This is a genomic window from Lawsonibacter sp., from assembly GCF_022777125.1.
Classification (GTDB): domain Bacteria; phylum Bacillota; class Clostridia; order Oscillospirales; family Oscillospiraceae; genus Lawsonibacter_A; species Lawsonibacter_A hominis.
In genome coordinates, this window is sequence record NZ_JALFGV010000088.1 from 15859 (window position 1) to 38564 (window position 22706).

Consider the following 22706-nt stretch of genomic DNA (forward strand, 5'->3'; position numbering starts at 1 on the left):
GTCATGCCCGCAATTAACGTAAACCCCACCCGGCAGGAGCTGACCCGGCTGAAGGGCCGGCTCAAGACCTCGATCCGGGGCCATAAGCTGCTCAAAGACAAGCGGGATGAGCTGATGAAGCAGTTTATGGACGTCGTGCGGGAGAACCGGGCGCTCCGCGCCAAGGTGGAGGCGGCCCTGATCCGGGCCCACGGCTCCTTCACCGTGGCCTCGGCGGTCATGTCCTCCGAGATGCTGGAGCAGTCCCTGCTCTACCCCAAACAGAGCGTGGAGTTGGACATGACCTTCCAGAACGTCATGTCCGTGAACGTGCCCGTCTATCAGTTCAAGACCAAGAGCGACGACGCCGGGGAGATCTATCCCTACGGCTTTGCCACCACTTCGGGCGAACTGGACGACGCGGTGGACGCCCTTTCCGGAATCTTTCAGGATATGCTGCGCCTGGCCCAGATCGAAAAGACCTCCCAGCTGCTGGCGGAGGAGATCGAGAAGACCCGGCGGCGCGTCAACGCGCTGGAGTATGTGAAGATCCCTCAGATGCAGGAGGCCATCAAGTATATCTCCATGAAGCTGGATGAAAACGAACGCTCTTCCACGATCCGACTGATGAAGGTCAAGGATATGCTTCTCAAGGAAGCCATTGAGGAGAAGCGGGAGGAGGACGCCAGGGCCGTGGAGGCCTTTGGCGGCCGCCTGGACGATCCGGAGAGCATCTGATCCAGCAAAAGGCCCCCATCCATGACTTGGATGGGGGCCTTTTGGCGTCAAAAAAATGATTGACAAACGATAATAGTTCCGCTAAACTGAAAAAGAAATTATTGCAAAACGATAATTTGGAGGGAGAGCACATGACAAAACGGGAGGCGCTCCTGTTGACCGCGGCGGCCGCGCTGGGAGCGGTGCTGGCCGGCCTGACGGAGTGGGGGATGGGACTGCGGGCCGGGCTGGGCTTGATTGACGGCATTGGGGATGGCCTGCGCGCGCTCTCCGGACTGGGATACGCCGGAAATCTGGCCGCCTGGGCCATCTGCCTGGCGGCGGCAGGACTGCCGTTGGGATGGCTGTGGTATCAGCGGCGCAGGCGCAGGCTGTACTGGGAGGACGCGCTGCTGCTGCTGGCCGCCCAGCTTCTGTACAGCCTCTACCGGCTTGCCAATCGGGCCGCCCTGATCGGACAGGAGACGTTGGAGCTCACCGGCGTTTGGGCGCTGGCGGCGGGGGGCGCCCTGTTTGCCACCCTGGCCGGATACGCGGTGCTCCGTCTGCTGCGGCGCCTGGAGAAGGAGGCGGGGCTGTCCCGCTTGTTCCGGGGCCTGCTGACCGGCGCGGCGGCGCTGCTGGTGTTCCTGGCCGTATGGGGGGCGCTGAGCGGCTTTCTGGCCCAGGCCGCGGCGGTGACCGCGGGCAACACCGGCGATCCGGCGGGGGCGGCGCGCACCAACGGAGTTGGCGCTGTCCTGACGCTGCTGGGGCTGACGCCCAGCTTCCTGGGGGCGGCGGTACTCCTGTGGGGCGCCCGGCTGGCCCGGGCACTGGAGCGGGAGCCCTTCGGGGCGGAGACGGTGGAGCTTTGCCGGATCACCGCGGAGCGCTGCCGCCGGACGGCCCAATGCGCCATCCTCCTGTGCGTGGGCGGCAACCTGCTCCAGCTGCTCCTGCTGCCCCAGCTGCGGAAGGTCTCGTTTACCATGACCCTGCCGTTGGTGAGCGTGGCGCTCTCAGCGGCGCTCTTTCTGCTGTGCCGCTACTTTCAACAGGGCAAGGCTATCCACGACGACAACCAGAGCATTATTTAAGGGCGCGCCATGGCCATACGGGTATCTCTGAGCGATGTGCTCAAGGCGCGGGGCATGACGGCCAAGGAGCTGTGCGCCAAGGTCGGCATCACCGAGGCAAACCTTTCCATCCTGCGCAGCGGGAAGGCAAGCGGCGTGCGGTTCCATACCATCAACCGCATTTGTTATTACCTGGACTGTGACGTGGGCGATATTCTGCATTTTGACGGAAGATTGGAGGAGGATGATGAAACGGATGGGTAGGCGCCTGGCGCTGCTTGCGGCGGCCGCGGCGGTGCTGGCGGCTCTGGGGACCGTGCCGCTGGCCGCGCCGGGGCCGGAGGGGCAGGCGGACCGCTTTGTGGGCTTCCATGTGGCGTTCGGTGCAAGGCAGACCCCTTATGACGACGGCAGCTGGACGGAATACGGCAGTCAGACGCTGGATACCGGGCGCTTTGGGGCGCTGTCGTTCCCGCGCAGCGTGCTGTTCGGGGTGTACGACGCGGAGCGGGGCCGGTATGACTTCCCCGGTCTGGAGGGGCGTAACTGCTTCCTCTATCAGAGTGTGGAGGAAAACGGAGACCTGGTGAACAGCAGCAGCGTGGAGCTGGCGCATCCGAACATGGCCTACAAGTCGACGGACCAGGGGGAGGAGGAAACCATCTCCGGCACCGTTTATTTCCGGGCGGGAGAGGAAGAGCGCTTTGTTACCCTCTACCGGGTGTATCAGACGGAGGACGGGCGCCTCTATCTGGACGGCAGCGGCAACAGCTACGGCGGGGCGGGCGGCATGACCGTCACGGAACATTGGCAGCAGAGCGTAACGGAGAACGGCGAGACGCACAGCACCTCCTTCTCCGTGGAGGTCTCCCTGCAGGCCGTTCAGCCGCTGCAGACGGTAACGGTCACCCAGTACGGCGGCTCGGACGAACCGCTGGCGGCCTGCGTGCTGGACGGAAGCCGGGCGGAGGAGTCGATATCCCTTCTGCCGCAGACCCAGTGGGTGCTGGTGGCCGAGCGGGACGAGGACGGCGGCGTGAAACGCACCGTCTACGACCTTGCCCCGGAAGGCGGGCCGCTGATGCATACGGCGTGGTTTTTGGATGAGGCGGGTCTGGGCCGTCCGGTTTTCCTTACCATCGGAGTGCAGGCTGAGGGGCGGGTGTGACACCCGCCCCTACCGTGCTACAGCTGCTCCAGAATGCCGCGCAGCAGCCAGGCGTGGGCGTTTTCATCCCCGGCCAGCTCCAGATAGAGCTCCCGCAGACAGGGGTCTCCGGTCTCCTCCGCCGCGGCCAGATAGGAGAGCTCGCCCCGCTGCTCTTCCGCAAAGCGTTCCCGCAGGGCGGCGGGAAAGGCGCAGGCAAGGGCGGCGGCCGGACGCTCCACCGGCCAGTAGCGCACGCCGGAGATCAGGAAATACGCGGTGGACAAACGCTTGGCGTGGCGGCGCTCGTCCGCGGCCATCGTGGAGAGGACCTTGCCGCCGGTGCCTGTGGCCCGCCGGGAGAGAAGCTGATACGTCCGCCAGTCGGCCAGTTCGTGGTCTATGTACTGCTGGAGCTGGGCGCCGTATACGGCCGAGGCCGCGCCCAGACAGGGTACGTCGTGTTCCGGCGCGCAGCCGGACTCCTCCTGGGGCATGGGCATGGGCATGGCGGGGCGCATGGCCGGAACGGACAGGACCCCGGGCGCGGCGGCGGTGGCCGCAGGGCCTTCCGGGAGGGACGCGGCTTCTGCCGCGGGCTGGGCGGCGGCTGCTTCATCCAGCACGAAGGGGCAGTCGGGCCGATCCTCCGGCATGACCCGCCGCCAGACCCGCTCAAAGACCTCCCGGTCGCAGGGGTAGTCCGGGGAATCGGGCGGGGTGCAGGGCAGTTTATCTTGTTCCATGGATTTGCCTCCTAATCTGCATAGAATCTAAGCCATACTATGCGCCATCCGGACCGGATGCCCCGGAGGAGGCCGGGAAACGGCGGACATACTTGTTTTTTCCGGATGGGCATGTTACAATATTTAATCACGGAAATCACCATGTACAAAGGAGCAACGGCTTATGTTGGAAATCAAGGGCCTCAGCTACCAGGTGGAGGGGGAGTCCGGCCAGGAACTGGGCATCCTCAACGACGTTTCCCTGACGGTGGAGGACTACAAGCTGGTGGTCATCACCGGCCCCAACGGGGGCGGCAAGACCACCTTGGCCAAGGCGATTATGGGCCTGGTGCAGCCCACGGGGGGAAGCATCCTCTGGAACGGCGCCGATATCACGCAGATGGATATCACCGGCCGGGCGCGGCTGGGGATCAGTTACGGCTTCCAGCAGCCTCCGCGGTTCAAAGGGCTGAAGGTCAAGGACCTGCTGGCGCTGGCGGCGGGCAGCGACTCCCTCACCCGGGAGGAGGGCTGCCAGTACTTGACCAAGGTGGGCCTGTGCGCGCACGACTATATCGACCGGGAGGTGGACGCATCCCTCTCCGGCGGCGAGGTCAAACGCATTGAGATCGCCACCATTCTGGCCCGCAAGGCCGGGCTGATGATCTTCGACGAGCCGGAGGCGGGCATTGATCTGTGGTCCTTCGCCAAGCTGACCGAGACCTTCCAGGCCATCCACCGGCGGCGGGAAGCCACCCTGCTCATCATCTCCCATCAGGAGCGGATCATCAATCTGGCGGATGAGATCGTGATGATCAGCGACGGCCGGGTGAGCAAATACGGGCCCAAGGAAGAAATATTCCCTCAGATCCTGGCCAACACCCTGTCCGGGTGCAGCTATATGACGGAGGGGGCGGCACAGTGAATCACACCGATTGGAAACTCCTGAAGGAGATCGCGGAGTTGGAGAAGACCCCTCAGGGGGCCTACAACATCCGCCGCAACGGGCAGCTGGACTCCCGCGCGAGCACCGCCAATATCGAGATCACCACCAAGACCGAGCCGGACAAGCCGGGCATCGATATCCGCATCAAGTCCGGTACCCGGAACGAGTCGGTCCACATCCCGGTCATCATTACCCAGACCGGTATGTCCGAGATGGTATATAACGACTTTTTCATCGGAGAGGACTGCGACGTGGACATCGTGGCCGGCTGCGGCATCCACAATACCGGCTGTGAGACCAGCCAGCACGATGGGGAGCATACCTTTTACGTGGGGAAGAATTCCAAAGTCCGCTATGTGGAGCGCCACTACGGCGAGGGACCGGGCACGGGAAAGCGCGTCATGAATCCCCGGACGGTGGTATATCTGGAAGAAGGGGCGTCCATCCACATGGAGACCACCCAGATCCGGGGCGTGGACTCCACCAAGCGGGAGACCAAGGTCGTGGCTGCCAGGGGAGCCGAGGTCGTCATTACGGAAAAACTGCTGACCCACGGCGACCAGACCGCCGAGAGCGATATGGAGATCATTCTGGACGGAGCGGACGCCAACGGACGGGTCATCTCCCGCTCCGTGGCCCAGGACGGCTCCAGACAGGTATTTTATCCCAGGATGACCGGCAATGCAAAGTGCTTTGGTCATGTGCAGTGTGATTCCATCATCATGGGGCAGGCCAAAATTTCCTCCATCCCGGCCATTGTGGCCAACAGCGTAGACGCCCAGCTGATCCATGAGGCGGCCATCGGCCGCATTGCGGGAGATCAGATCCTCAAGCTTATGACTCTGGGCCTGACGGAGCAGGAGGCAGAGGAGAAGATACTCGATGGATTTTTACAGTAAGCTGCTGGAGCGGGTCAATCAAGCGGGCACGTTTTCCACCAACAGCCGTATTTTTGTCACAAGGATCGAGCAGGGCTGCGCCGAGGGCGTCCTGCATGCGGACGAGAGCAGCCTGAACCCCAACGGTATCGTCCACGGGGGCTGCCTGGTCACCCTGGCGGACACCATAGCGGGCTGTGCCGCCCACGGGCTGGGCGGACAGTATGTGACCCTGAGCAGCAACCTGAATTTTCTCGCGCCTGCTCAGAAGGGGGAGGTCCGCTGTGCCGCCGAGGTCCGGAAGGCGGGGCGCACGATCGTGGTGTGCGACGTAACCATCACCGACACGGCCGGGAAGCCGCTGGCCTGCGGGAGCTTCACCTTCTTCCGGGTGGGAGAGCTGCCGAAATAGGATACCGGGGGGGGGGGGACAGGATTTCCTGTCCCCCTTTTGCACCGCTTAAACGGGCAGGTCGTCGCTTTCTTCCAAAGCGGGCTGGCATCGCTGCAAAAAGAGCAGATCGTCCAGCCGCAGCAGGGCGGCCGCCAGGACCAGCACAGAGGCGCACAGGTTGGCGGCGGCTGATTTTCGGGCGACGGGGTCGTCGCCCTGGAAAGCCTGCTGCCAGGCGGTCAGAGCCAGACACAGGAAAAAGCCCAGGGCGCCGATTACCAGGGCGCTGGCGCAGCAGCGGATCGGAAAGACCGGCGGCAGCGCCGCCGCGGCCTGCGTGTTTCCGGCTAGCGTATCTGCCAGTTGGCGGCGCTGTATCCCAACGGCGGCGTAGGACAGCACGACGGAAAGAATGATGAACAGCAGAAACAGCAAAGAGGCGTCCACTGTTTTTAATTGGCTGCAGAGTGTCTGCCGCGAATTGGTCTCCTGCATGCAAGGCCCTCCTTTTATTCCAGTCTATCCGCCGACGGCGGAAGAGGTGCGCAAAACAGGTCCCCGCATCCAGTTGGATGCCGGGGACCTGTTTTGCCCGCTTTAGCGACTTTCGCGGGGCGAAAGCCGGCGTCGTTTCGGCGCTGGCCTCACCATGCCCTTTTAGGGCTTGTTCAAGCCACGCGTTTCACGCGTGGTCTTGGCTTGCATTCAGGCGATCCCGCCGCCGAATTCATAGAAGGTCAGATCCCGGTTCCGCTCCTGGGTCCAGCCGATGGCCCATTGAGACCCAAACAGCAGCAGCTGATTGCCCTTATAGTCCTCCACCAGCTTTACGTCGGTGCCCAGGATGAGGTTCTCCTCCTTCACCGGCTCGCCGTCCGCGCTCCGGATCCAGCGCAGATATTCGTAGGGCAGGCCCTCCATATAGAGTTCCACATTGTACTCGTTCTTTAAGCGGTACTCCAGCACGTCGAACTGAAGGGTGCCCACCACCCCCACGATGACCTCTTCCATGCCGGTATAGGGCGTTTTGAAGATCTGGATGGCGCCCTCCTGGGCGATCTGCTCCATGCCCTTCAAAAACTGCTTGCGCTTCATGGTGTCCAGACTGCGCACCCGGCGGAAATGCTCGGGGGCAAAGGTGGGGATGGGGTCGAACCGGAATTTTTTACCCGGAGCGCACAGGGTATCTCCGATGGAGAAGATGCCCGGGTCGAACACGCCGATGATATCGCCGGCGTAGGCCTCCTCAATGATCTCCCGTTCGGCGGCCATGAGCTGCTGGGGCCGGGAAAGGCGGATCTTCTTACCGGCCTGGACATGGTAGACCTCTTTGTCCGCGTCGAACCGGCCGGATACCACCCGCAGGAAGGCGATGCGGTCCCGGTGGGCTTTGTTCATGTTGGCCTGGATCTTGAAGACGAAGGCGGAGAAGTCGTCGTCCATGCAGTCGACCACCAGTTCTCCGGCCGTTCGGGGCAGCGGAGCGGTAGTCATGCGCAGGAACTCCTCCAGAAACGGCTCCACGCCGAAGTTGGTGAGAGCGGAGCCAAAGAACACGGGAGAGAGCTTGCCGTGGCGCACGCGCTCCAGGTCGAACTCCGCCGCCGCGCCGTCCAGCAGCTCGATGTCGTCGGAGAGCTGGGCGTGCAGCCGCGGCCCGATGAGCGCGTCCAGGTTGGGATCGTCCAGAAGCACTTCCGTGGCGGTGGCCGCCTTGGCGCCGCCGTTGGAGGTGAAGTGGATGATCTCGCCCCTGCCCCGGTCATAGACGCCCTGAAATTCCTTGCCGCAGCCGATGGGCCAGTTGACCGGGTAGGTTTCCAGACCGAGCTCCTTTTCCAGCTCCTCGCACAGCTCAAAGGGATCCCGGGCTTCCCGGTCCATTTTGTTTATAAATGTGAAAATGGGGATGTCCCGCATGGCGCAGACCTTAAAGAGCTTGCGGGTCTGGGCCTCCACACCCTTGGCGGCGTCAATGACCATTACGGCGGAATCGGCGGCCATCAGGGTGCGGTAGGTGTCCTCGGAGAAGTCCTGGTGGCCGGGGGTATCCAGAATATTGATGCAGAAGCCCTCGTACTGGAACTGCATTACCGAGGAGGTGACGGAGATGCCGCGCTGCTTCTCGATCTCCATCCAGTCGGAGGTGGCGGCGCGGGAATTCTTCTTGCCCTTGACGATACCGGCCTGGGCAATGGCCCCGCCGTAGAGCAGGAATTTTTCCGTCAGCGTGGTCTTGCCCGCGTCCGGATGGCTGATGATGGCAAAGGTGCGGCGGCGATTGATTTCGGATTGATACTGAGACATAGCGGATAACCTCCAGAACAGGGCGCGGGGCCGGGATCAGCCCACGCGCCGATTGGCACGCAGATGGGGCGGTTTGCTGCCTTGGGCGTGTAAGAACGCACAGGGAGATTGAGAAGAGCGCCCTTATGGGGGCGTAACGGCAAAAGCGCAGCGGCAGCTGCGCTCGGATTTACAGCGCGGCATGGGATCCCCTCCGGACCGGTTGATGCCGAAAAACGGCCACATCCCCCCGGACGTGGTCAATTCAGGCGCAATATATCCGTATTATATCCGAAAAGAGCGCGTCTGTCAAAAAATACTGCACCGTGGGGGAATGGCTGCCCTTCTCTCAGATAGCGCGGGGCAGCAGGTCCGCTGGGCGGGGTGTGACGCTGGCAGCGGCAGGGCCTTCCCGCCCAAGCTGCGCTGCAGCTCCATGGGCAGTATCCCCCTGGGGGACGGTCAAGCGGAAGACAGGAAAAGGACCGGAGACAGCGTTGGTTGGCGCGGCGGAGAAGTGGAAGCGGGAAAACCGAGGGCCACCGGATGCACGACTTGATCCGGGCCCTGTGTGCCGGGCCGTGTTGTGCGCGCGGTTCCGCACTTGCAGCGGAATAAGGTTCAGCCGGTTCAGAACGGGAGCCCTCCCGGCGGGGCGGGACTTTTTTGTGGCAAAAAAGAGTGAAATCAGACGGCTTCTTTTGCTGCAATAGAGAAGCAGCGCGAAAAAGAGGAGAGTAGTGCAAAATATCTATTTTGTGGGTAGAAAATTGTGGTTTCCCTGTTGACATGCTGAGGGGAATATGCTATAAATTATTTGAACAAAATAATTATTTCATTCAAATAGATAAAATATCGAAAAAATAAAAAATATAAATTTTAAGCTGTTTGTTAATATCGTTCTGAAGCCAGAAGGATATTTACAATAGAAGGAATGGAAACGACTTGTAGAGGAGGATGTTATGAAAACGATCGGTAAGAGAAGTCTCGCCCTGTTCCTGTTGTTGACCCTTTTGGCGGCGCTGGGCGGCTGCGGTGGACAGACGTCGGGGGAAAGCGGCACGCCTGCGCCGCAGACCGGCGCACCGGCAGCCGAAAGCGGCGCGCCTTCGGGAGAGCAGCCGGATCCTATGACGCTGACCTTTGCGACGCATTTGCCTGAGACCGGTGTGGACGGCGCCTCGCTGAAATACTTCTTTGAAGAAGTATCCAAGGAGACCGGCGGCCTGCTTACGTTTGAGTACTATTTTGCAGGGTCCCTGGTCAGCGCCACCGATTCCCTGACGTCCGTATCCGAGGGCTTGACGGACATCGCCTTTGTCCCGGAGGGATTTTTCGAGACGCAGTTCTATCCCACGTTCGTGGCCACCATCCCCTATACGACCACGTCCGAGTGGGTGACCAACAAGGCCCTGTATGAGATGTTCCAGACCTACGCCCCCTTCCGGGAGATGTGCGCCGCTCAGAACGTGGTGAACTTGGGCGTCGTGGCCCCCAGCGAGCTGGCCATGTGCTCGAACCTGAAGATTGAGTCCCTGAACGATCTGACGGGCCTGAAGATCCGGGCCATGGGCGCGGTCAATGCGGATATGACCAAGCTGGGCGCGACCCCCGTGGCCATGGCCGCCAACGAGATCTATGAGGCCCTGGAGCGCAAGACCGTGGACGCCGCCACCGGGATCCCCGTCACCCTGGCGGTCTCCTACAAGCTCCAGGAGATCAGCGACTACTTTATCTATACCGGCTACGGCATGTACACCACCTCCAGCATCTACATGAATAAGGCGGTCTATGACAAGCTGCCCGAGGCCTATAAGCAGGCCTTCCAGACGGTCTATGAGCGCTTCGTGGACGAGTATTCCAGCGAAACGTGGATGGGCGGGGCCATCAAGGACTCCATCCAGGCCATTGAAGATGCCGGCGGCGAAGTGATCGTCCTCCCCAAGGAGGAGCGGGACAAGTGGGCGGAAAAGCTGGCAGTAGACGCCCAGGAGTTTGTGGATACCGCTACCTCTTACGGGTATAACGGCCAGGAGATCCTGGACACCTATCAGGCACTGGTGGCCAAGTATGCCCCGGACGATATCGCCTATCAGGTCTACGAGTGACCGCAGCCTGCGGCGGATCCGGCGGGAGACTCCCAAAGGGGTCTCCCGCCCTTTTAAAAGACGGAAGGAGCGACTGTATGAAACTTTTGCGGAAGGTACCCGATTTCTTCGGACTTCTGTCGGCGTTGCTGATCGCACTGATCTGGATCATCATGACGGCGGAGCTGGTGGCGCGCAATGTGTTCCACTCCCCCATCCTTGGGGTGAGCGAGATCGCCATTTATCTGTATGTGACGGCGGCCTATTTCGGTTTTTCCTATACCCAGAAGGAAAAAGGACACATTTGTGTGGAGCTGCTGTATGACCGGCTGGGGCAGCAGACCAGGCGGGTCGTTGACGTAATCGCCTATCTGCTGTGCGACGCACTGTTTCTCTGCTTTGCCGTGTGCATCTGGCGGGCATTTGGAGAATCCTGGGCGATCAAGGAGATCCAGCTCTCCGCCATGAAAATGCCGGTGTATGTGCTGAAGTTTACTATCGCCCTAGGGATCACCGCCATGCTGCTGCAGCTGATCCTGGATACTGTGGATGCCGTAAAGCTCGCTCTGGGCCAAGGCGGAAATAACGGCCTGATGGAGGAGGAAAAGTTATGAATCCTTTGCTGATCGGACTGATTGCGCTGGTGGCGCTGATCGTACTGATGCTGCTGCGGGTCCCCATCGGGATCTCCATGTTTATCGTAGGGGCCGGAGGACTGCTGCTGACCAAGGGGACGGTACTGGCCAACTACGCCTTGGCCACCACGCCGGTCAGCGCCATTTCCTCCTTTACGCTGGTGGCCATCCCCATGTTTATCCTAATGGGAAACCTGGCCAACGAGGCGGGAATTACCACCGAGCTGTACGATACCGGCTATAAGCTGCTGGGCCGGCTTCCCGGCGGGCTTGGCATGGCTACGGTGTTCGCCTGCGCGGGCTTTGCCGCCACCACCGGTTCCTCCGTGGGCATGGTGGCCGCCATGACCCGCATCGCACTGCCGGAGATGGACCGCTATGGGTATGACCGCCGTCTCAGCCTGGGCACCATTGCCGGCGCAGGCACCCTGGGCATTCTGATCCCGCCCTCCATCCCGGCGGTGATGTACGCCATCACCACCGAGCAGTCCGTGGGCCGCATCCTGTTGGGCGGCGTACTCCCCGGCGTCATCATGGCGGTGGCCATGCTGGCCTATCTGGGCATCCGCTGCGCCATCAACCCAAAGCTCGCTCCCGTGTCCTCGAAAAAGGTCCCCCTGCGGGAAAAACTGCGTTCACTCAAGGGCATCTGGGCGATCGTGGTATTGTTCGGCGGTGTGATCGGCTCCATCTATCTGGGCATCGCCACCGCTACCGAGGCCGCTGCGGTGGGCTGCCTGGGCGCCGTCGTGATCGCGGCCATCAAGAAGAATCTGAGCTGGAAGGGGATCAGATCCGCCCTGGTGGACACCGTGAAGATGACCTGCATGATCATGCTGATCTCGGTCGGCGCGGCGGTGTTCCAGCTCTTCCTGACCCGATGCGGGTTTGCGTCTGCCTTCTCCAATCTGTTTATCGGCTCTCAGATGCCGATGATGGCTACCATAATCCTGATGCTGCTGGTCTACATCCCTCTGGGCATGTTCTTCGACACCATGGGTATGATCCTGCTGACCATCCCCATCTTCTACCCCATCATGAGCAACTTGGGCGTGGATCCCATCTGGTTTGGCGTCATGGTCATCATTATGATCCAGGTCAGCCTGCTCTCCCCGCCCGTGGGCCTGAACGTCTACGTGCTGAAGGGCTGCGTCCCGGACGCGTCTCTGGGCCAGATTTTCCGGGCCTCTGCACCGTGGATGGGCATACAGCTTGTCGTGGTGGCGCTGCTGCTGCTTTTCCCGGGGCTGGTGACCTGGCTGCCCAACCTGATGAAATAGGAGCCGCAAATCCGGAAAGGAAGCGTTTGAATGGAGCGTTTTGCAATCGTAGGGTTCGGCTGCGCAGGCTGCCATGCACTCAAGGCACTCCGCGCGGCCGGCTGCAGCGCGGCGGTAGATGTGTACAGCGATACCGGGCTGCCGCCCTATAACCCGATGCTGACTACTTATTACGTGAAGGGGAAGATCCCCTATGAAGCTATGTTTCCCTTCGGAAGCATGGAGCAGCTGAAACAGGAGCTCTCCTTTACGCTGTTTGACCAATGCACGGCGGCCTCCATCGACGCCGGGGCCAGGACCCTCCGGCGGACAGACGGGACGGTGCAAACCTATGACAAGATCCTGGTATCCACCGGCGCGCGGGCCTTCGTGCCGCCGGTGGGCACGCTGCCCGACGAGAGGATCTTTTCCATGCGCTCGGTGGAGGACGCGGTGCGGCTCAAGGAAGCCTTGGCGGGGGGAACGCTCCGGCGGGTACTGGTCGTAGGTGCCTCCATGGTGGGCATCAAGATCGTGGAACTGCTGGAGGAGCGGGGCATCGAGGTGGTGCTTTCCGATCTGGCGCCCCACATTTTTCCGACCGCCGCCTTTGCGGAGACCAGCCGGCGGATCGAGGGCGAGCTCCGGGAAAGGGGGATCGTCCTGCGCTTTGGGGAAAAGACCACCGGGGCCTGCGAACAGGACGGCCGGGCGGAGGTGAGCTTCTCCGGCGGGGATCGGGAGATCGTGGACGCAGTCGTGGTCTGCATCGGCACCCGGACCGCCTTGGACTGCCTTGCGCCGGAGCAGGTGGAGATCGACCGGGGCGTTGTGGTGGACGAGCATATGCAAACCAGCGTGCCGGACCTGTTTGCGGCGGGGGATTGCTGTCAGGGCCGCGACCTCTCCATCGAGGGGACCCGCCTCATCGGCCTGTGGGCCAACGCGGTGTGTCAGGGAGAGACGGCCGGGAAAAACATGGCCGGACTGGATGCGGCCTATCCCGGCAACCTGCTTCACAACATCACCCACTTTATGGATATGGACTTTGTCTCCTTTGGAGACAAGAGCCTGCCGGGTGAGCGGCGGGTCTTCGTGGACAAGGGACGGCAGTACGCCGAGGCCACCATTTCGGACGGCCGGGTCCGCTGTATCAACCTGCTGAATCTGTTCAAAAACAGCGGCGCCGTAAAAAATTACATGCTGCGGGCCCTGTACCGGCACGATACGCCCGCGGATGCGCAGATGAAGGCCGTTCTCCTGAAAAGCGGCCTTCCCCGGGAGCTGACGGAACTGCTGATGGGAGGGGAAGGAACATGACGGAACTGGAGCGCCTGCAAAAGGCGAAGATCCCCTGCAAGGAGACCGGGATCGAGGTCAAACACACGTTTTGTTCCGTATGCGAGCCGCTGTTTCACTGCGGAATCGACGCGTATGTGAAGGACGGCCGGGTCGTCAAGATCGAGGGAACACCGGACTATCCGGTCAGCAATGGGAACCTGTGCCCCAAGGGGCATGCCAACCGGCAGTATATCTACCGCGCCGACCGCATTCAAACGCCGCTGCGCCGGACGGGTCCCCGGGGCAGCGGCCAGTTCGAGGAGATCTCCTGGGAGGAGGCTTACCGGGAGATCGCTGCGCGGCTGAAGCAGCTCAAAGCGGCCTATGGGCCGGAGTCGGTGCTGTTCTATTCCGGCTACGCCAAATGGTACCGCTCTTTCCTCCAGCGGCTGGCCCATTCCTTCGGCTCCCCCAACTTCGGGTCGGAGTCCTCCACCTGTCACATGGCCACAGTGGAGGCGTGGAAGGATATGGTCGGCACCTTTTCCGCCTACGACGTGCAAAACGCAGCCACCTTCATGGCCTGGGCGGTCAATCCCTACCACTCCAAACCGACTCAGCTGCGGCAGCTCTATGAGGTGAAGGAGCGGGGGCAGAAGATCGTGGTCATTGACCCGCGGGTCACCCCCATGACCACCAAGCTGGCCGACCTGCACCTGCGTATCCGGCCGGGCACCGACGGAGCCCTGGCGCTGGGCATGGGGAAGCTTATCATCGACAACGGCTGGGTGGATCGGGATTATGTGGAGCACCATGTCCACGGGTTCGAGGCATACGCCGGCTACGTCCGGCAGTTTGACTTGAAGCGGGTCTGTGAGATTACCGGCCTGGCGGCAAAGGACGTCGAGCGGGCCACGGAGTGGTATGCCACCAATAAGCCCTCCTGCATCAGCCAGAGCGGCGCGCCCATCGTCCATCACCGCAACGGCTACCAGACCTTCCGCGCCATTATGAGCCTGAGTGCCATTACCGGCAACTACGACGTAAAAGGCGGCAATTTTCCCATCGGGGAGACCTATTCCCACCAGTGGGCCGGGTTTCAGACCCGGGAGCATGAATTCACTCATGCCACCAAGCCGAAGGATGCCCCGCCCCGCATCGGCGACAGGCGCTTTCCGCTGTGGGAGCACTTTATGGACGAGGGGCAGATGACCGACCTGACCCGGCAGATCCGGGAGGGGACGCCCTATCCCGTCAAGGCTGTCATGGCCTTCGGCCTCAACCACCGTATGTTCCCCGAGCCCCACAAGATCCTGGAGGCGGTGGACGAGCTGGAATTTGTCATGAGCGCGGAGCTGTTTATGACGGACATGTGCCGCCACTCCGATATTGTCCTGCCCGTGTGCACATCCTTTGAGCGGGAGGAATTCAAAGTGTATCCCGGCGGCTTTGCCACCTATATCAAACCGGTCATCGCGCCGCTCTATTCCGCCCGGCCGGATTCCACCATCATCAAGGAGCTGGCCGACGTTCTGGACCTGGACGACCCGCTGCTGCGCTCGGGCTATGAAAACTGTGTGCGCTGGATGCTCTCAGACTGTGCCCTCAGCCTGGACGACTGCATCCGGGAGGACCGGCCGGTCAGGGTGCCTGACGCCAGGCCTTATGAGCCGGGCGCCTATACCGCGCGGGGATACGATACCCCCACCGGGAAATTTGAACTCTATTCCACCAGCATCGAGCGGTACGCCCCTGGATTGAGCCCGCTGCCTACCTATACGCCCCCCTGGGACCGGGCGGAGCCGGAGGAGTATCCCATGGTGCTGTCGGTGGGCGCGCGGCTCCCCTTCGCGCTGCACAGCCGGATGCACGAGGTACCCTGGACCCGCTCCCTCCGCCCCGATCCCATGGCCGACCTGAACGATGGGGACGCCGCGGCCCTGGGCGTGGGCGAGGGGGACTGGATCACCATCGAGAGTACCGCCGGGACTCTTGCGGTACGGGCCAACCCCACCGCGCGGATCCTGCCAGGGTGCCTTCAGATGTATCACGGCTACCGGGAAGCGGATGCCAACGAGCTGGTAGGCAGCGTCCATCTGGACCCCTATTCGGGCTATCCGGGCTATAACTGCGTCCGCTGCCGCATCCGGAAGGGAGGCGGAAAAGCATGAAGCTGCGTCTGCTGCTGGAAATCGAAAAGTGCTCTGCCTGCGGGGCCTGCGCTGTGGCCTGTATGGATCAGCACGATATCGACGTGGAGGCCGGGGTGTGCCCTCTGCGGCATATCTATGACGTAGAGGCGCTGGGACGGGAGGGCTACTTGTCCGTGTCCTGCATGCACTGCGATGATGCGCCCTGTATCGCGGGGTGTCCCTCCGGATGCCTGAAAAAGGATCCGGAGACCAACCTGACCATATATGACAATACCAACTGCATCGGCTGCCACAGCTGCGCCATGGCCTGCCCGTATGGAGCGCCCTCATTCGGGACCGACGGTAAGATGATCAAATGCGACGGCTGTATCGAGCGCTGGCGGCACGGTCTGGAACCCGCCTGCGTACGGACCTGCCCCACCGGCGCGATCGCGCTGCGGGATATGGATGAGGCATAAGCGCATCAGGCTCCGGGGGTCTCGCCTCCCTTGCTTTTTGGGCGTTTCTTGTGATAAAATCTTGGAAATAGAAAGGGAGGGAGCATATGGCAGCTTCCAATGAAAGCACCTTGCAGAGGACCTTCTCTGTGGTCGAATATCTGAGCAGGGAGAAGCGCAAAGTTCCCCTCCAGGAACTGGCCGGGGCGCTTTGCCTGACAAGCGCCGCCGCGCACCGGCTCCTGAACGGCCTGATGGAACTGGGGTATGTGGATCAGGATGAAAACAAGCGGTATTATCTGACCTATAAGGTCTATAAAGTGGCCGGCAAGTCCCTCAACCGGGATAACTTTCTGCAGGATATGAGCCCCTATATGAATTACTTTGCCATGCGCTACGGCTGCGAGGTGGGGCTGACGGTCTTCGCGGACGACACCATCATCCACGTCCTGAATGTAGGGAGGAACATTAATTTGGGAAAGGACTGCCTGCGGCCCGGACAGGTGTTTCCGCTCTACTGCTCCGCGCCGGGCAAGGCTTTTCTGGCGCAGATGGCGCCGGACGCGCTCAGCCGCTGGATCGAAGAGAGCGCGCTGCTGCCGCATACCATACGGACCATCATTGACAAGCAGCAGCTCTATCAGGAAATCCGGAGGACCCGGGATCAGGGCTACGGCGTCAGCGAAGGCGAGCTGTATGATATCGTATACGCAGTGGCGTTCCCCATTCACGATCAGAGCGGGGCTGCGATCGGGACCTTCAATTTCCGTATGCTGCCGGAGACCTATCAGGAAAACATGTGCAGCACCTTCACGGAAGATGTCCAGAGGGCGCTGGAGAATTTTGGGCTGTAGGGACGGCGGTGAAATATGAACAGTAATGAGGACTCCATGCAGAAGATTTTTTCTGTGATCGAGTACATGAGCGATATGGGGCGGAAGCTCTCCATCCAGGAGATATCGGCGGCGCTGGACATGTCCACCGCCACAGTCCACCGTATCCTGACCGGGCTGAAGGGCCTGGGGTACGTGGAACAGCATACGAATAAGCAGTATTATCTGACGTACAAGCTGTATGCCCTGTCCGGCGATGTCATCAACCGGGACGGCGCCATCGACCGGATCATCCCCATCATGAATTACTTTTCCATGCGGTATGGCTGTGAGGTGGGACTGACGGTATTCGACGGGGCGTCCATCATCCACATCATCAGTGTGGGAGAAAACATCAGCTTTGGGATGCAGCCTACGCCGGGGCAGGTCTGTCCAGTGTATTGTACCGCCGCCGGGAAATTCCATCTGGCCCAGATGGAACAGGACGCGCTGATGGAGTGGATCGCAAAGGCGCGTATCGTCCCCCATACCCGCAATACGATCATCGACCGGGACGAGCTGCTGCAGGAGATCGTGCGCACCCGAAGCCAGGGATACGGCGTAGCGGTGGGCGAGCTTTATGATATGCTGGCCTCGGTGGCCTTTCCCATTCGTGACGGAGGCAGGCGCATTACGGGGACCATCAACCTGAACTTTTCCGTGGAGAAGTTCCGAACCCAGATGAGCCAGACGTTTGTCCAAGAGGTGGAAGAGGCGCTCAAGCGGTTCGGCGTATAAGGGAAACGCGGTACGGTTTCAAACAAAAGCGGGGTATGCGCACACGCGCATACCCCGCTTTGGAGTTGATGGGAAAACAGCCGGCCGGACCGCGCGGCCCTATTCGTCCAGATAGATCCACTGTTCCAGCCGCTCGGTCACGGAACCGATGATCGCGGCCTGTGGGATCTGCTCGCGCAGCTCATCCAGGCAGGCCTGCGCCTGGTCTTCCGGAAGAGCCATCAGCAGTCCGCCGCTGGTCTGAGGGTCGTACAGGATGTCCTGCATGGCACGGCTGACGCCGGCGCCTGCGGCCACACCGCGGGCGGCATAGTCCCGGTTGCGGTAGGCCCCGGCAGGGATGAGGCCCATTTCAGCCAGCGGATAGGCCTCGGCGTGGAAGGGAACCTGGCTGGTCCTGATGTGGATGGAGCAGCCGCTCCCCTGCGCCATTTCAAAGCTGTGGCCCAGCAGGGCGAAGCCGGTGACGTCCGTACAGCTGTGGACCGGATAACGGACCATGATGTCCCGGGCCGTTTTGTTCAGCGTGGCCATCTGCCGCCAGACGCGCTCCAGAACCGGCTGCTCCACCAGATCCGCCTTGGCGGCCGTGGTCAGAATGCCCACGCCCAAGGGCTTGGTGAGGATCAGCGCGTCCCCGGGCCGGGCGCCGCAGTTTTTCAGGACCGCCTTGGGGTGCACAAAGCCGGATACGGCCAGTCCGTAAATGGGCTCTGCGCCGTGGATCGTGTGCCCGCCGGTGATGATGGCCCCCGCCTCATAGGCCTTGGCGTAGCCTCCCCGCAGGATCTCCTGCACGGTGGCGGCCTCCATCCGCTCCGGAATACACATGATGTTCAGGGCCAGCTTGGGTTCCGCGCCCATGGCGTAGACGTCGCTCATGGCATTGGCCGCCGCGATCTGCCCGTAAAGGAACGGATCGTCCACAATGGGGGGAAAAAAGTCGGTGGTCTGGACCAACGCCACCGTATCGCTGATGGCGTAGACGCTGGCGTCGTCGCTCTTGTCGTAGCCCACGATCAGGCGGGGGTCCTGATGGGTCTCAAACCCCTCCAGCATCCGCACCAGCGTGCCTGCGCCGACTTTGGCGCCGCAGCCGGCGCAGGCGGCCAGCTTGGTCAGTTTTACTTCCGTTTCCATCCGCGCACTTCCTTTCAGCTGTTCTCCGCGCGATAGCAGGTGCGGTAGCCCGCCTCCAGCACCTGCACGATCTGTTCGACCTCCTCGGGGCAGGACGGCTCCGGGCAGGGCGCGTCTCCTTCCCAGCGCACGCAGGTGCCGCAGCTGCTGCTCAGATCCCGGGGCACCGGCATGAGCGTGGCCGCCATTCCATGGAGCTGGCACAGCTTCTTATAGCGGATGGCGCCAAAATGGGAATAAAAGGTGGCGATATAGGTCATCTCACTTGACGATGGAAAGGGTATATTCCCCGTCCTGCTCCGTGCAGGTGACATGATACCCCTGATGCTCCGCGTAACGGGTCACATTTTCCCGGGAGGCCGGGTTGTCCACGAGGATCTGATAGGCTTGCTCTCCCGCGGCCATGGCGTTGCGCAGCAGGACGACGGGTTCCGGGCACGAAAGGCCGCGGGCATCCAGTGTTTTCATAAGCGCTCTCTCCTTTTATGCGTCTTTTTTCCGAAAGGTGTTGAGGCACGCGATGGCGCACACAACGGCAATGCCCAGGATCACCGCGATCTTGCCGTTGGCGGTGGGGCCTTCGCCGCTGGAAGCCAGGCCGAAGTTATGGGCAAAGGCCGCTCCGGCCATGAGCCCGATCACGGTCATGGCGCTGTCCGTGTTCCCCTCGCCCGAGAGGACCAGCTGGCGCAGGGGACAGCCCCCCAGCAGGACGCAGCCGAAGCCGGCCAGCAGCATGCCCAAAAAGTTCCACAGCCCGTCGGTGTGGGCCACGGGCTGCCCCGCCAGGCTCAGATGAAAATAGGTGTCCGGCGTGGCCGCGTTCAGGATCAGATTGCACGCCAGGGCGCTGACCAGAATGGCGACAAAGCCCAGGATCAGTTTGGTCTCCCGGAACAGGACCAGATCCCGGATGCCGCCCACCATGCACAGGCGGGTCCTCTGCGCCAGCGCGCCGACGATCAGTCCGGCGGCAAGGCTGATCAAAATGGCCGCGTGTTTGGCGCCGGGTCCGCCGCCGGACTGGGTAAAGCGGAGCAGGGAGGGCGCGGCCACCAGCAGGACCAGCAGGACGACCTGGATGCAGGCAAACAGTCTTCCCTCCAGGACGGGGAGGCGGTAGGTGCGCTTGAGGGTGTAGCCGCGCTTCAGGAAGAACACTCCCGCCAGGATGCCGCAGACAAACCCGGCCAGACCGAACAGCGCGTTCAGGTCGCCGCCGGCCAGGCGCAGGATCATGCGGAAGGGGCAGCCCAGAAACATCAGGCAGCCGATCATCACAAAAACACCCAGAACGAACCGGGTCAGCGGGGCGCTGCCGCCCCGGGCGGAAAGCTCCTTCTTTCCCAGCGCCAGCAGGAAGCTGCCCAATACCAGCCCGATGATCTCCGGCCGGATGTACTGCACCGCCGCGGCGGAGTGGAGCCCCAGCGCGCCGGCGGTATCCCGCAGGAAGCAGGCGATGCAGAAGCCCATGTTGGCCGGATTCCCGAAGAACACCAGCAGGGAGGCAATGATTCCGATCACTGCTCCGGCCAAAAGAATGGAGGTCTTTTCCTTTCTAAGGTCCATATGCAATCCCCTCTCAAACGATTTGGTTGCCGTCTGTGGGCCGGGGCGGGCCCCGTGGCTGTGGGCGGGACAGGCGTCCGGCTTGGCCCAGAACCGGCACCCTCAGTATAACAGGAAACACCAGCCGTTTCCAATTGCAATTATTTATAATTCTTCTAAATCTATTGGAAAAACAAATAATAAAGTGGTATACTGGAAAAAAGACCGCGCCAGACAGCGAGGAGGGGACGCCATGCCGAGCATCTACCTTGACAACGCCAGCACCACCTTTCCCAAGCCGCAGGCCGTGCCGGACGCCATGTACCGTTTCATGACCCAGGTGGGCAGCAACATCAACCGGGGCGGCTATGCCCGGGCCTATGATACCGAAGAGACCGTCTACGAGACCCGCCAGCTGCTGTGCGGCCTGTTCGGCGGACAGGACTGCAGGCAGGTGATCTTCACCAAGAACGTCACCGAGAGCCTGAATCTTCTGCTGAAGGGGTTTCTCAGAAGCGGCGACCATGTGCTGGTCTCCTCCATGGAGCACAATGCCGTCATGCGGCCGCTGGTCCAGCTGGAAGCGCGGGGGGTCGCCTTCACCCGCGTCCCCTGCGCCGGGGACGGGAGCCTGTCTGTGGAGCGCCTTGCCGCATGCCTGACCGACCGGACCCGTGCCGTGGTCATGACCCATGCCAGCAACGTGTGCGGCACGCTGCTGCCCATTGAGGCGGTGGGGGAATTCTGCCGGGCGCACGCGCTGAGGTTTTTTGTGGATGCCGCCCAGACCGCAGGCGTCTGGCCCATCGATATGGAGCGGATGCACATCGACGCGCTGGCCTTTACCGGCCACAAGGGGCTGCTGGGGCCTCAGGGGACCGGCGGATTTCTGCTGCGGGAGGATATGGTCCCCCTGGTGGAGCCGCTGCTCTCCGGCGGGACCGGGAGCCTCAGCCATACAGAGCGTGTTCCGGATTTCATGCCCGACCGCTTTGAGCCGGGCACGCTGAACCTGCCGGGCATCGTCGGCCTGCATGCGGGCCTGCTCTGGCTGCGGGAGACCGGGATCGACGCCGTCCGCGCCCACGAGCTGCAGCTGACCGAACGCTTCCTGGCCGGAGTGAGGGTCCTGCGGGAGAAAACCGGGGGCGTCTGCGTGTCCGGAAGGGAGGACCTATGCGGGCGGACGGGGGTGGTGTCCCTCCGGACGCCGGGGCGGGACCCGGCGCAGGTGGCGTATGCCCTGGCGGAGGACTACGGCGTGCTGACCCGGGTGGGCCTGCACTGCGCGCCCTCGGCCCACCGGACGCTGGGGACCTATCCCACCGGCACCATCCGCTTTTCCTTCGGCTGGTGGAACACGGCGGACGAGGTGGACGCGGCCCTGCGGGCGCTGGAGCGGCTGCTGGAAGGTCGGGGCGGCCATGGAGCTTAAACAGCTGCGGTCCTTTGCGACGGTGGTGGAATCCCGCAGCTTTACCAAAGCGGCGGAAAAGCTCTACACCTCACAGCCTACCATAAGCACCCACATCCGTCAATTGGAGGAGCAGCTCCATTCCCGCCTGATCGTCCGCACCACCAAAAGCATCGAGGTCACGCCCAGGGGATGGGAGCTGTACGAGTGCGCCGCCACGATCCTGAAGCTGCAGGACGATCTGCTTCAGCGCTGGTCGGGGGAGAGCCGGCAGATCATACGGCTGGGAGCGTCCACCATCCCGTCGGCCTACCTCCTGCCCGAGCTGCTTACCGCTTACGGGAAGGCCCACCCGGGCGTTTACTTTTCCATCCACCAAAGCGACAGCCGGGGCATTGTGGACGGCCTACTGAACTGCAGCTTTGACGTGGGGCTGATCGGGATGAAGTGTACGGACGAAGCCTTGTCCTGCATCCCGTTTTATCAGGACCGCATGGTGCTGATCGCGCCGGTCAACGAGCACTTTCTGCGTCTGAAGGAGCGGCGGGAGATCGCGCTGGAGGAGCTGCTGCGGGAGCCGATGATCCTGCGGGAGGAAGGGAGCGGCAGCAAAAAAAGCGCGGACCGGTTTCTGGAGCGGATGGGGGTCAAGGAGGGACAGCTGCAGATCACCGCCCGCATCAATGATCAGGAGGCTGTGAAGAATCTGGTCGCTCAGGGATTGGGGGTCTCCATCATTTCCGAGCGGGCGGCCCGGAATTTCTGCGAGGAGAAGCGGGTGCTCCTGTTTGAACTGCCGGAGGACGCCGCCCGGCGCAGCCTCTATCTGATCTCGCATAAAAGCTACAGTCTCCAGCCGTATATCCAGAAATTTACGGAGTACGTGAAGCACTTTTATGACGCGGACGGGGAACGGCCGGCCGCGGGGGCCTGATCGAACGGCGGCCGCCGGAGCGCCCCGGCGGCAGAGCTTCCCGCTCCGACCGCA

At 62.1% G+C, this 22706-nt stretch carries 24 protein-coding genes; 17 read left to right on the plus strand and 7 right to left on the minus strand.

Annotated elements, in window-relative coordinates:
* Positions 1–3 precede the first annotated feature (3 nt).
* The 4 genes from MR825_RS07535 (at position 4) to MR825_RS07550 (ending at position 2943) form a co-directional block, all read left to right on the plus strand.
* Positions 4–717 (plus strand): V-type ATP synthase subunit D, encoded by a 714-nt coding sequence (locus tag MR825_RS07535; protein WP_186906738.1) that lies wholly within the window; start codon positions 4–6, stop codon positions 715–717.
* Positions 718–848: 131 nt separating this feature from the next.
* A complete protein-coding gene (locus tag MR825_RS07540) occupies positions 849–1796 on the plus strand; it encodes a hypothetical protein (protein ID WP_287879937.1) in 948 nt (315 codons plus the stop codon).
* 9 nt (positions 1797–1805) lie between these two features.
* A complete protein-coding gene (locus tag MR825_RS07545; protein ID WP_186906740.1) occupies positions 1806–2039 on the plus strand; it encodes a helix-turn-helix domain-containing protein in 234 nt (77 codons plus the stop codon).
* Positions 2023–2943: a hypothetical protein gene (locus MR825_RS07550; protein ID WP_186906741.1), complete on the plus strand. Its 921-nt coding sequence runs from the start codon at positions 2023–2025 to the stop codon at positions 2941–2943. The genes MR825_RS07545 and MR825_RS07550 overlap by 17 nt, the downstream gene beginning before the upstream one ends.
* Positions 2944–2960: 17 nt before the next feature.
* Here MR825_RS07550 and MR825_RS07555 read toward each other — a convergent pair whose 3' ends face one another.
* The gene (locus MR825_RS07555) at positions 2961–3668 is read right to left on the minus strand and encodes a rubrerythrin (RefSeq protein ID WP_186906742.1); all 708 of its coding nucleotides are present in this window, start codon (positions 3666–3668) and stop codon (positions 2961–2963) included.
* A gap of 163 nt (positions 3669–3831) precedes the next feature.
* Between MR825_RS07555 and MR825_RS07560 the strand changes: the two genes are divergently transcribed.
* The 3 genes from MR825_RS07560 to MR825_RS07570 are packed head-to-tail and all read left to right on the plus strand — an operon-like array spanning position 3832 to position 5883.
* A complete protein-coding gene (locus tag MR825_RS07560; protein WP_186906743.1) occupies positions 3832–4572 on the plus strand; it encodes an ABC transporter ATP-binding protein in 741 nt (246 codons plus the stop codon).
* Positions 4569–5492 carry a SufB/SufD family protein gene (locus MR825_RS07565; protein ID WP_186906744.1) on the plus strand — a complete coding sequence of 308 codons (924 nt, stop codon included), beginning with the start codon at positions 4569–4571 and terminating at the stop codon, positions 5490–5492. Before MR825_RS07560 ends, MR825_RS07565 begins: the two co-directional genes overlap by 4 nt.
* The gene (locus tag MR825_RS07570) at positions 5476–5883 is read left to right on the plus strand and encodes a PaaI family thioesterase (RefSeq protein WP_287879942.1); all 408 of its coding nucleotides are present in this window, start codon (positions 5476–5478) and stop codon (positions 5881–5883) included. Before MR825_RS07565 ends, MR825_RS07570 begins: the two co-directional genes overlap by 17 nt.
* Positions 5884–5931: 48 nt before the next feature.
* Here MR825_RS07570 and MR825_RS07575 read toward each other — a convergent pair whose 3' ends face one another.
* Entirely contained in the window at positions 5932–6360 is a 429-nt protein-coding gene (locus tag MR825_RS07575) for a hypothetical protein (protein WP_287879943.1), read from the minus strand.
* Positions 6361–6570: 210 nt separating this feature from the next.
* Positions 6571–8172, minus strand: coding sequence for a peptide chain release factor 3 (locus MR825_RS07580; protein WP_287879946.1), 1602 nt, complete (start codon positions 8170–8172; stop codon positions 6571–6573).
* A gap of 941 nt (positions 8173–9113) precedes the next feature.
* On the opposite strand from MR825_RS07580, the gene MR825_RS07585 reads away from it, so the two are divergent.
* The 8 genes from MR825_RS07585 (at position 9114) to MR825_RS07620 (ending at position 17613) form a co-directional block, all read left to right on the plus strand.
* The gene (locus tag MR825_RS07585) at positions 9114–10259 is read left to right on the plus strand and encodes a TRAP transporter substrate-binding protein (RefSeq protein ID WP_186906748.1); all 1146 of its coding nucleotides are present in this window, start codon (positions 9114–9116) and stop codon (positions 10257–10259) included.
* A 77-nt stretch (positions 10260–10336) separates the two neighbouring features.
* The gene (locus tag MR825_RS07590; protein WP_186906749.1) at positions 10337–10852 is read left to right on the plus strand and encodes a TRAP transporter small permease subunit; all 516 of its coding nucleotides are present in this window, start codon (positions 10337–10339) and stop codon (positions 10850–10852) included.
* Positions 10849–12153 (plus strand): TRAP transporter large permease, encoded by a 1305-nt coding sequence (locus MR825_RS07595; protein WP_186906750.1) that lies wholly within the window; start codon positions 10849–10851, stop codon positions 12151–12153. Before MR825_RS07590 ends, MR825_RS07595 begins: the two co-directional genes overlap by 4 nt.
* Before the next feature lie 30 nt (positions 12154–12183).
* A complete protein-coding gene (locus MR825_RS07600; protein WP_186906751.1) occupies positions 12184–13452 on the plus strand; it encodes an NAD(P)/FAD-dependent oxidoreductase in 1269 nt (422 codons plus the stop codon).
* Entirely contained in the window at positions 13449–15584 is a 2136-nt protein-coding gene (locus MR825_RS07605) for a molybdopterin-containing oxidoreductase family protein (protein WP_287879953.1), read from the plus strand. The genes MR825_RS07600 and MR825_RS07605 overlap by 4 nt, the downstream gene beginning before the upstream one ends.
* A complete protein-coding gene (locus tag MR825_RS07610; protein ID WP_186906753.1) occupies positions 15581–16024 on the plus strand; it encodes a 4Fe-4S dicluster domain-containing protein in 444 nt (147 codons plus the stop codon). Before MR825_RS07605 ends, MR825_RS07610 begins: the two co-directional genes overlap by 4 nt.
* A gap of 86 nt (positions 16025–16110) precedes the next feature.
* Complete coding sequence (locus MR825_RS07615) at positions 16111–16857, plus strand: IclR family transcriptional regulator (protein ID WP_287879957.1); 747 nt, start codon at positions 16111–16113, stop codon at positions 16855–16857.
* A gap of 15 nt (positions 16858–16872) precedes the next feature.
* Complete coding sequence (locus MR825_RS07620; RefSeq protein WP_256174666.1) at positions 16873–17613, plus strand: IclR family transcriptional regulator; 741 nt, start codon at positions 16873–16875, stop codon at positions 17611–17613.
* Between the two features lie 99 nt (positions 17614–17712).
* Here MR825_RS07620 and selD read toward each other — a convergent pair whose 3' ends face one another.
* From selD to yedE, 4 genes are read right to left on the minus strand one after another with little or no spacing between them, the layout of a single operon-like run.
* Positions 17713–18753 (minus strand): selenide, water dikinase SelD, encoded by a 1041-nt coding sequence (selD, locus tag MR825_RS07625; RefSeq protein WP_186906756.1) that lies wholly within the window; start codon positions 18751–18753, stop codon positions 17713–17715.
* A 14-nt stretch (positions 18754–18767) separates the two neighbouring features.
* Complete coding sequence (locus tag MR825_RS07630; protein WP_186906757.1) at positions 18768–19013, minus strand: DUF3343 domain-containing protein; 246 nt, start codon at positions 19011–19013, stop codon at positions 18768–18770.
* A gap of 1 nt (position 19014) precedes the next feature.
* Positions 19015–19221: a sulfurtransferase TusA family protein gene (locus MR825_RS07635; RefSeq protein ID WP_186906758.1), complete on the minus strand. Its 207-nt coding sequence runs from the start codon at positions 19219–19221 to the stop codon at positions 19015–19017.
* Between the two features lie 15 nt (positions 19222–19236).
* Positions 19237–20325, minus strand: coding sequence for a YedE family putative selenium transporter (gene yedE / locus MR825_RS07640; protein WP_186906759.1), 1089 nt, complete (start codon positions 20323–20325; stop codon positions 19237–19239).
* Between the two features lie 232 nt (positions 20326–20557).
* On the opposite strand from yedE, the gene MR825_RS07645 reads away from it, so the two are divergent.
* Complete coding sequence (locus MR825_RS07645; RefSeq protein WP_186906760.1) at positions 20558–21739, plus strand: aminotransferase class V-fold PLP-dependent enzyme; 1182 nt, start codon at positions 20558–20560, stop codon at positions 21737–21739.
* A complete protein-coding gene (locus tag MR825_RS07650; RefSeq protein WP_186906761.1) occupies positions 21729–22652 on the plus strand; it encodes a selenium metabolism-associated LysR family transcriptional regulator in 924 nt (307 codons plus the stop codon). Before MR825_RS07645 ends, MR825_RS07650 begins: the two co-directional genes overlap by 11 nt.
* Positions 22653–22706 lie beyond the last annotated feature (54 nt).